Source organism: Streptomyces sp. NPDC006207 (genome assembly GCF_040613835.1).
GTDB lineage: Bacteria > Actinomycetota > Actinomycetes > Streptomycetales > Streptomycetaceae > Actinacidiphila.
In genome coordinates, this window is record NZ_JBEXSX010000128.1 from 1 (window position 1) to 8,242 (window position 8,242).

9 protein-coding genes and 1 pseudogene are annotated in these 8,242 nt (G+C 69.2%); 6 read left to right on the forward strand and 4 right to left on the reverse strand.

Annotation, left to right across the window (positions count from 1 at the left end):
* Positions 1-183, forward strand: a 183-nt coding sequence (locus ABZ312_RS44630) for an MEKHLA domain-containing protein (RefSeq protein ID WP_500440187.1), incomplete at its 5' end; no start/stop codon positions are given.
* 350 nt (positions 184-533) lie between these two features.
* Positions 534-1,055: a TetR/AcrR family transcriptional regulator gene (locus ABZ312_RS44635; RefSeq protein ID WP_500440188.1), complete on the forward strand. Its 522-nt coding sequence runs from the start codon at positions 534-536 to the stop codon at positions 1,053-1,055.
* A 37-nt stretch (positions 1,056-1,092) separates the two neighbouring features.
* Here ABZ312_RS44635 and ABZ312_RS44640 read toward each other — a convergent pair.
* Positions 1,093-1,566 (reverse strand): annotated as a pseudogene (locus ABZ312_RS44640) (GNAT family N-acetyltransferase); the annotation flags it as partial.
* 139 nt (positions 1,567-1,705) lie between these two features.
* Complete coding sequence (locus ABZ312_RS44645; protein WP_500440189.1) at positions 1,706-2,401, reverse strand: type 1 glutamine amidotransferase domain-containing protein; 696 nt, start codon at positions 2,399-2,401, stop codon at positions 1,706-1,708.
* Between the two features lie 576 nt (positions 2,402-2,977).
* On the opposite strand from ABZ312_RS44645, the gene ABZ312_RS44650 reads away from it, so the two are divergent.
* Positions 2,978-3,181 (forward strand): hypothetical protein, encoded by a 204-nt coding sequence (locus ABZ312_RS44650; protein ID WP_500440190.1) that lies wholly within the window; start codon positions 2,978-2,980, stop codon positions 3,179-3,181.
* Between the two features lie 198 nt (positions 3,182-3,379).
* On the opposite strand, the gene ku is transcribed toward ABZ312_RS44650, so the two are convergent.
* Complete coding sequence (gene ku, locus ABZ312_RS44655; protein ID WP_500440191.1) at positions 3,380-4,138, reverse strand: non-homologous end joining protein Ku; 759 nt, start codon at positions 4,136-4,138, stop codon at positions 3,380-3,382.
* Between the two features lie 169 nt (positions 4,139-4,307).
* On the opposite strand from ku, the gene ABZ312_RS44660 reads away from it, so the two are divergent.
* On the forward strand, positions 4,308-4,529 hold the full coding sequence (locus ABZ312_RS44660) for a hypothetical protein (protein ID WP_500440192.1): 222 nt from the start codon (positions 4,308-4,310) through the stop codon (positions 4,527-4,529).
* A gap of 667 nt (positions 4,530-5,196) precedes the next feature.
* On the opposite strand, the gene ABZ312_RS44665 is transcribed toward ABZ312_RS44660, so the two are convergent.
* Positions 5,197-6,345 carry a glycoside hydrolase family 19 protein gene (locus ABZ312_RS44665; RefSeq protein WP_500359770.1) on the reverse strand — a complete coding sequence of 383 codons (1,149 nt, stop codon included), beginning with the start codon at positions 6,343-6,345 and terminating at the stop codon, positions 5,197-5,199.
* A gap of 391 nt (positions 6,346-6,736) precedes the next feature.
* Here ABZ312_RS44665 and ABZ312_RS44670 point away from each other — a divergent pair, with 391 nt between their 5' ends.
* Both ABZ312_RS44670 and ABZ312_RS44675 read left to right on the forward strand, forming a co-directional pair.
* Positions 6,737-7,993 carry a D-arabinono-1,4-lactone oxidase gene (locus tag ABZ312_RS44670; protein WP_500440193.1) on the forward strand — a complete coding sequence of 419 codons (1,257 nt, stop codon included), beginning with the start codon at positions 6,737-6,739 and terminating at the stop codon, positions 7,991-7,993.
* Between the two features lie 99 nt (positions 7,994-8,092).
* On the forward strand, positions 8,093-8,167 hold the full coding sequence (locus ABZ312_RS44675; RefSeq protein WP_373297613.1) for a 50S ribosomal protein bL37: 75 nt from the start codon (positions 8,093-8,095) through the stop codon (positions 8,165-8,167).
* The last annotated feature ends 75 nt before the right edge of the window (positions 8,168-8,242 follow it).

The following is an 8,242-nucleotide window of genomic DNA, read 5'->3' on the forward strand; positions in this document are numbered from 1 at the left end:
TACCAGGGTCTGCGGCAGCACAAGGACGGCCGGATATTCCGGATCGAGGACGTCTGCATGTGGAACCTCGAGGACTCCGACGGAACCCACCACGGGCAGGCCGCCGTGTTCCGTCCGGCGGCCGGACCCGGACCGTCCGAAAGCACCGCACGCCCATCGCCCACCCACATAACGGGCACGTAGGCGCGATCGCGCCGGCAACCGGAGAAGGCGGCACGATCCCCCTCGGCGTTCCGCCAGTGACCTCGGTCTCAGGTGGCCCTCGCCAGAGGCAAGCACGCGGTGATCCGTTGAACATGACCCGACCCTGGAGAAGCATGCAGACCTCAAAAGAGACCGGGGCCGCCACGGGCTCCACCGATTGCGAGGCCCAGCCCAACCACGCGGCACAACCCGACGCCGGGCGTTGCCGCACTATGCGTCGTACGCCCGAGCCACAGGCCGTCTCGGCCGCCGGGCACGACGATGCCAGGCCGGTCGCAGACGGAGGTCCCCGGCCCCGCGCGGATGCACTGCGCAACCGCGAGCGGATCGTGGCGGCTGCCCGTGAGGTCTTCGTGGAGCGGGGACCAGCCGCCCCGCTTGACGAGATCGCTCGGCGCGCCGGCGTCGGAAATGCCACGCTCTACCGGCACTTCCGCGAACGGCAGTCCCTGCTGCACGCCGTACTGCTGTCCGTCGTAAGCCGCATGGCCGACCAGGTCGAGCGCGCCGCCGCGGAGAGCACCGACGCCTTCGCCGCGCTGGAGCGTTTCCTGCACGACGCGGTGGACGAGCGGCTCGGACCGCTGTGCGGCCTCTTGCTCGACAAGGGCGGGCAGTTCCCGGCAGAACTGTCGTCGCAATACGCGCGGGTGGAAGCCGCGGTGAGCAGACTCATGGACGACGCCCGGCGGGACGGCCGGATCCGCGCTGACGTCGATCTCCAGGACGTGCTGACCACGATGTCCCTACTGGCGCGCCCCGTGCCCGGCAGCGACCACCACATCGCGGACGTCCACCGCCGTCTGCAGCTTCTCGTCGACGGGTTGCGCGCGTCCGCCCCGCACGAATGAGGCGAACCCTCACCAGAGCCCCGAGCCAAGCGGACCGAGCAGATGCCCCGCAAGCACGCGTACAGGCAGTCGATGGTGTGGCCCGCGGGTTCGTTTCCTGGCGACCTACCCTGGAGAGCGTGTCGGCGAGCCAGTCGAGTGCCGCTGCGCACGCCTCGGTGGCGTACCCGTATCTCCACGCCTGAGGGAGGAACATGTAGCCGAGCTCGGCCTCGCCGCCTACCGGGCGGACGTGACCCGGACGGTCTGGGGCACGCCGGTCAAGCGTGACTATGCCGATCAGCGCTCCGTCGAGCTCGACCACAAAAAAGCCAGGGCGTTGCCCAGGCACCTCAGGCACCGCGCGCTCCAGCTCATCACGCGGTCGAGGGTCACCGATGTAGGTGCCCACCTCAGGCGAGGCGAACACCTCAATCAGCCCTGCGCGGTCGCGGGCCTCGGACTCGCGGAGCACGAGCCGCTCGGTCCTGACCGGGGCAGGTGGCCAGGCGACTGGTCCAAGTTCAATCATGGCGGGCAAACTAACGAACGCCCGCCGGGCATGGACCCTTCATCGATGCATGCTGGGTCCTGTCACCAGCGAGCAAAAGGCAGGCCCGACACGCACATTCACGTTCAGTAGCGCTCGGAGCGTGCCCCCGAGGCCGTTCCTATTTGAGAATTTCCAGCATCCGGCCGCCCAGCACTGCCGCCGAGTGGGGGTTCTGCCCAGTGACGAGGTTGCGGTCCTCGACCATGTACGGCTCCCACATCGGTCCGCGGCTGTAGTCGACGCCGATCTGCTCCTTCAGGTCCGTCTCCAGCAACCAGGTCGCCCGGGAAGCCAGTCCGACGCCTTCCTCTTCCTCGTTGGAGAAGCCGGTGACCCGGTAGCCCTTGAAGGGGGACACACCGTGAATCCGGGTTGCCAGGATCGCAGCAGGGGCATGGCAGACGATGAAGAGGGGGTTCCCCGAGGCGAGTTGCGCCGTCAGCAGGCGGCCCGCGTCGGCGTCGAAGGCCAGGTCCGCCATCGGGCCGTGGCCACCCGGTAGGTACACGGCGTCATAGTCCTCGAGCCGGACATCCGAGAGTTGCAAGGGGCGTCGCATCACTTCCGCGGACCGGATGATGGTCTCGAGTTCCAGGGCCCCCTCCTCGCCGCCGGCCATCGAGGGACGCAGGCTCATCATGTCGACGTTCGGAGTGACGCCGCCGGGAGTCGCCACGACCACTTCGTGTCCGGCTTCCGTCAGCATCTTGTACGGATTCGCAAACTCCTCGGCCCAGTAGCCCGTCGCCCACCTGGTGCCGTCTTTCAGTACCCAGTACGTCGCCCCACTCACGATGAAGAGCACTTTCGCCACGGCGAGTCGCCTCCTCGTCCTACCTTAAGTGCGGGAACTCGACCTTTTTAGGCTAATTGCCCACACGCGCCCTCGCACGCGGGTAACGTCCCGATGCTCGCCAGTAAGGCCGAACCGCAACACCACAAGGGCGTTCATGCTACCGACGGACATCCAAGTGACCGGCGGAAAGCCATTTCTTCCATCTGCGCCCGTCGCCGTGAGCACCCATTCGGCGCCACTCGGTAATCGCAGTCCGTGAGCCCGAGACAGGTTGCCGCGGGGCCATGCGCGAGGTCTCAACTGGGACCTGCAGTGCGTGATCATGCGCCGGCGCCGGACATCTGTCGACGCGGCACGCGTTAGGTCGGGCGACCTACTGGGTGGAAGCCCGCTCTGTCCTGCGGGTCAACCCAGTTGGCACAGCGGCACAGCGGCACGATCAAGACTCCCGCACAACAGGGCCCGGTTCTCACACGACACCGGGGACCCCAAGAGAAAGCAAGGATGCTCCGCTCGCGGTGACCTCACCGTGCGGACGGGCAGGGCCGCACCTTCAGGATGCGCCCTGCCCTGGGGCGGAGGCACCCTGATCGTATGGAGGGACACCAGGTGGTCGTGTATCCGCCGCCTTCCGAAGGTGGCGGCCGGCGGGTGCGCCTGGATTGCCAGGACCTCGGCATCGCGTACGACCTCCGGGACCTGATGGAGTTCCTGCGGCGGGCTGGGCTCGATCCCGACTCCGTCCATCTGGACAACGAGTTGTTCGACTGGCGGGATACAGGTCCGACAGTGTGGTGAATCCCCTGCCTGACCCGGTTGCTGGGATCTACCCCGCATGAGCGCCTACACCGCCGCGGGCCAAAGGGGAGTCCGCGCGGCCAGGTCGATGACCGAGACCCATTCGGCGGCGGGGATTGCCCTCTCCAGCACGAACCATTCAATCGGGCATTCGAGTGACGAGCCCCCTCCACGGGGCTGATGCACTGCGGACACCGGCTAGCGCTTGTTCGCCGCCCGGATACTCGCCTCAAGCGCCGCCATCAGATCCACGGCCGGCACTGGTTCCTCGGGCTGTTCCAGGCCTGCGCCGGTCAGCTTCGCGGCTACCAGCTGCTCCAGGGCGGCCGCATAGTCGTCGTGCAGTGCGGCGATGTCGACTCCGGCAAGCTGGTCCATCAGCAGCTCGGCAAGCTCCAGTTCCCGGTCCGTCACGGGCGCCGCCGACGACAGGTCGCCGGGTTCGCGGATCTCCTCCGGCCACAGCAGCGTGTGGAGGACGAGCATGCCGTGCCGTGGTCTCAGGACCGCCAGCCGTTCCCGGGTGCGCAAGGTGACCTTGGCGACGGCGACCGTCCCGTGCCGGGCCAGCGCTTCCACCAGGAGAGCATACGGGCGCTGGCCCTGTTCGCCGGCCGCGCCGACCCAGTAGGGCCGGGAGTAGAGCACCGGGTCGACGTCGCGCTCGTCGACGAAGCCGAGGACGTCGACCGTGCGCTTCGTCGGGAGGGGGAGCGCGGCCAGGTCCTCATCGAGGAGCACGACGGTGCGGCCGTCGGGGCGCTCCCAGCCGCGCGCGATCTCCGATTGCGGGACCTCTACGTCTTCACGCTCACAGACTCTCCGGTGCCGGATGCGGGCTCCGTCGCTCGCGTGGACCTGGTGGAATCCGGTGCCGTGCTCCTCGGTCGCCGAGTACAGGTGAATCGGGATGGTGACCAGGCCGAAGCTGACGTAGCCGGTCCAGATCGCGCGCATACCGACAGCGTGCAAGCCGGGGCAGTTCGCCGCACGGGCAGCTGCTCCGGGCCGGTGACAGCGATTTTGCATCGAATGTGGCTTACGGGAAGAGGTCGATCACCCTCCGGACTAAGCTGCCGCACAGCATCGTCCGCCATATCGACCAGCGAACGCAGGAGCGCTGACCATGCCCAAGACCCGCCTGAAGTGCCGCAACGCTTCTTCGGCCGCCGCCGTCGTGGCCGCCGGAACCGAGCCAGGCGACCGGCAGCACCCCGTGCGGCAGGACGGCCGCCACGTCGTCATCGCCTACGCCAATACGCGCTGGCCGTTCGACGTCGCCGAGTGGGCCGCAGTGGAAGGGCACGCTAGCGACAAATCATCGGCCCGGGTCATGGCCAGACTGTGAACCAGCGGGATTGACACCCTCGTGAGCGAGGTAGAAATGGGACGCGGCTTCGCCCTCCTCCACCTTGGGCGGAGCCGTACCACCTTCCGGGTGATCAGCGCACGACGCGGATCGCGTCCGGGTTCCACCAGTAGGTGCGCCAGTACACGACGGGGAAGCCGTCGCCTTCCAGGGAACGTCACCTTCAACTGGACCGCGTGCCGCCCATTCCGGTACCGGATCTTGTGCCAGACCACGCCGTCATGGCACCGGCCGCCCACCCGCACCTGCACACACGGCTGCCGCCCTGGCTCGAAACTCTCGTACCTCGGGATCTGGTCCGGCAGTGGCCTCGTCCCCTTGTTCGAGGAATTCGTGCACCGGCCCTGCGGAGACTGGGGGTCATCGCGTGGCCGGCTGTCGCTTCGGCTCAAGCACTGTCGGGGCTGTCAGGGCCGCCACGAAGGATCTTCGAGTAGGTGACCCTGAGGAGAACTTGTTGTAGGGCTAAGGCAGCCCCTGACATCTCTGGCGCACTCAATGGCCAAGATCGTGAGACGAAACCGGTGGCCGACCATAGATGAGACGCCAGAGGACTGCCAGGTCAGGCCATCGGCTGTGGTCATGAGAATCGAGAACCTACACGGGTGCGGCCCGGACGTCCGGGCCGCACCCGCGCGGCGGAGGCTCAGCAGTAGAGGTTGGCACCCTGGCTGACGCCCAGGATCGCCGTGAACTGCTGGTACTTGCTCACCCGGCTCTGCACCTGCGCCGGGTTGCGGCCGTCGCACTCCAGGGACCCGTTGATGGAGCGGATCGTCTGGCCGAAGCCTGCCTGGTTCACCATGGCGTTGTGCGGGGTCATGGTGCCGGGGCCGCTCTGGGTGTTCCAGTACCAAAGGCCCGTGCGCCAGGCCACGGCCGCGTCCTGCTCCACGCGCCAGGGGTTGCCCAGCAGGTCGATGCCGAGGGCGTCGCCGGCCGCCTTGTAGTTGAAGTTCCAGCTGAGCTGTATCGGACCGCGGCCGTAGTACGCGGCCTGGCCGGCCGGGCAGCCGTAGGGCTGGCCCCAGTCGCAGTAGTGCGGGTAGTTGGCCGTGTTCTGCTCGACCACGTACACCAGGCCGCCCGTCTCGTGGCTGACGTTGGCGAGGAAGGCGGCGGCCTCCTGCCTCTTCACGGTGTCGCTGCCGGAGTTGGCGAAGCCCGGGTAGGAGCTCAGGGCCGCGACCAGGCCGCTGTAGGTGTAGAAGCCGTTGCGGCCCGGGAACATCTGGTTGAACTGGGCCTCGCTGACGACGAATCCGGACGGGTTCGTGCCGCCACCGCCGCTCGCGGGGGCGTTCCACTTCTGGTTCGCCCCGCCGGTGCAGGTCCAGATCTGCAGCCGGGTGCCGTTGGCGGAGTTGTTCTCCCGGACGTCCAGGCACTTGTTGGCGGCGGGGTTGACGATGTCGCGCGCAGCGGTGACGACCCACTGCTGGTTGGCACTGCCCGCGCAGTCCCACAACTGGACCGCGGCCCCGTCGGCGGTGCCGCGGTCGACGACGTCGAGGCACTTGCCGAGCGCGCGCAGCGTGCCGTCGCCGGGGTTGGACCAGCGCTGGGCGTTGGTCCCGTTGCAGTCGTAGAGCTGTACGGCGGTGCCGTTGGCGCTGTTGGCCGCGGCGACGTCGACGCACTTGCCCGCCAGGCCGCTGATCTGGCCGTCCGCCGCGCGGGCGGTCGGCGTCGCGACGAACAAGGTGGCCAGGAGCGCCGCGAGGACGGCGAACACCGCGGACGGGCCCAGGACGGTACGTCCTGCGGGGAGCCGTCCGGTGAGGGACGTGGACATGGGGGAGTCGCTCCTTACCCGGCCGGAGGCCGCGGTCGTGGGGGAGGGAGCTTGGCGGGGGGTGCTCCGCACGGCGGGCACGGGTCTTTCCGAGGGGGTCACGCACGGGCGCGGCGCGGCGTGCGTCGTGTCCGGGGCGGCGTGAACTTCCCTGCTGTGCCGTCCCGTTGAGCCCAGCTAGGTCTAGACCATGCCAGGGTGACGGGGTCACGTCAAGACTTGAAGGAGCGGGCGGGCCCGGCCCCCGCGGCGCCACGACACACCCCTGTCCTGCGCCCCCGGCCCCAGCGGCGAGAATCATCCTGGAACGGCAGGCCCCGAACCACTGATCCGGCAGGCCGCGCGCCGCGCGGCCGCCGCCAGCCGGGCCGTACAGGAAGGAACGACCGCGATGCCCGCGGAGAGCAACTGGGGCGGCAACGTCGCCTTCACCGCACGAAGCCTCCACCACCCCGAGTCCGTCACCGAGCTGCAGGAGATCGTGGCCCGGTCCCCACGGGTGCGCGCCCTCGGGACCCGGCACTCCTTCAGCACCGTCGCCGATACCGACGGCGAGCACGTCTCGACCTCGCGGCTGCCCGCCGTGGTCGACGTCGACCGCACCGCCCGCACCGCCACGGTCGCCTCGGGGCTGCGCTTCGGCGAGATCGTCCGCGCGATCGACGAGGCGGGTCTGGCGCTGCACAACCTCGGCTCCCTGCCGCACATCTCCGTCGCCGGCGCGTGCGCCACCGGCACGCACGGTTCCGGCACCGGCCGGCGCAGCCTGGCCGGCGCGGTCAGCGCGCTGACCATGGTCACCGCCGACGGCGGGCTCGCCGAGATCCGTCGCGGCGATCCCGACTTCGACGGCTCCGTCGTCGCCCTGGGCGCCCTGGGCGTCGTGACCGGGCTGACCCTCGACCTCGTCCCGTCCTTCGCCGTGCGCCAGACCGTCTACGAGGACATGCCGAAGGAGGAGTTCCTCGGGAACTTCGACACGGTGATGTCGGCGGGGTACAGCGTGTCGGTCTTCACCCGCTGGCGGGACCGTGCCGTCGACCAGGTGTGGCTCAAGGAGCGGGTCGACGCCGACGGGGCGGAGCCCGTACCGCAGACGTGGTTCGGGGCCACCGCGGCCGACGGGCCACGGCACCCGATCCCGGGGATGCCCGGCACGCACTGCACCCCGCAGCAGGGCCTGGCAGGCCCCTGGTACGAGCGGTTGCCCCACTTCCGCCTGGAGTTCACCCCGAGCAGCGGCGAGGAGATCCAGTCGGAGTTCTTCGTCGACCGGCGCGACGCGGTGGCGGCGTTCGAGGCCCTGTGGCGGGTGCGGGAGCGGTTCTCGTCCGAAGTGTTGATCGGCGAGATCCGCACCGTGGCGGCCGACTCCCTCTGGCTCAGCCCCGCCCACGGACGCGACAGCGTCGCCTTCCACTTCACCTGGACCCCGGACGTCGCGGCGGTGACGCGGGCGGTCCAGGTCGTCGAGGAAGCCCTGCGCCCCTTCTCCGCCCGCCCGCACTGGGGCAAGCTCTTCACCCCGTCGCCCGCCGCCCTGCGCGAGCTCTACCCGCGCTACGACGACTTCCGGCAGCTCGCCGCCCGGTTCGACCCCTCAGGGGTCTTCCGCAACGCCTTCATGCGCGCGCACTTCCCGGACTGACCAGGCGTTCGCGCGCGGAGCGTCGCTGACGTGCCGCACGCCGGGGGCGGTCATAGACTGACCGCGGTCGAAATGTCCTGTACGAGAGGGTTGGGCATCATGTCCAAGCGAGGCAACAAGCGGCGCGCCCGGAAGAAGAAGGGCGCCAACCACGGCAAGCGTCCCAACGCGTGACGTCCGCCGGACAGCAGTGACTCCTCCACCCCCGAAGGGACACCCATGGCCCGCAAGCCCGGACCCATCGCCCAC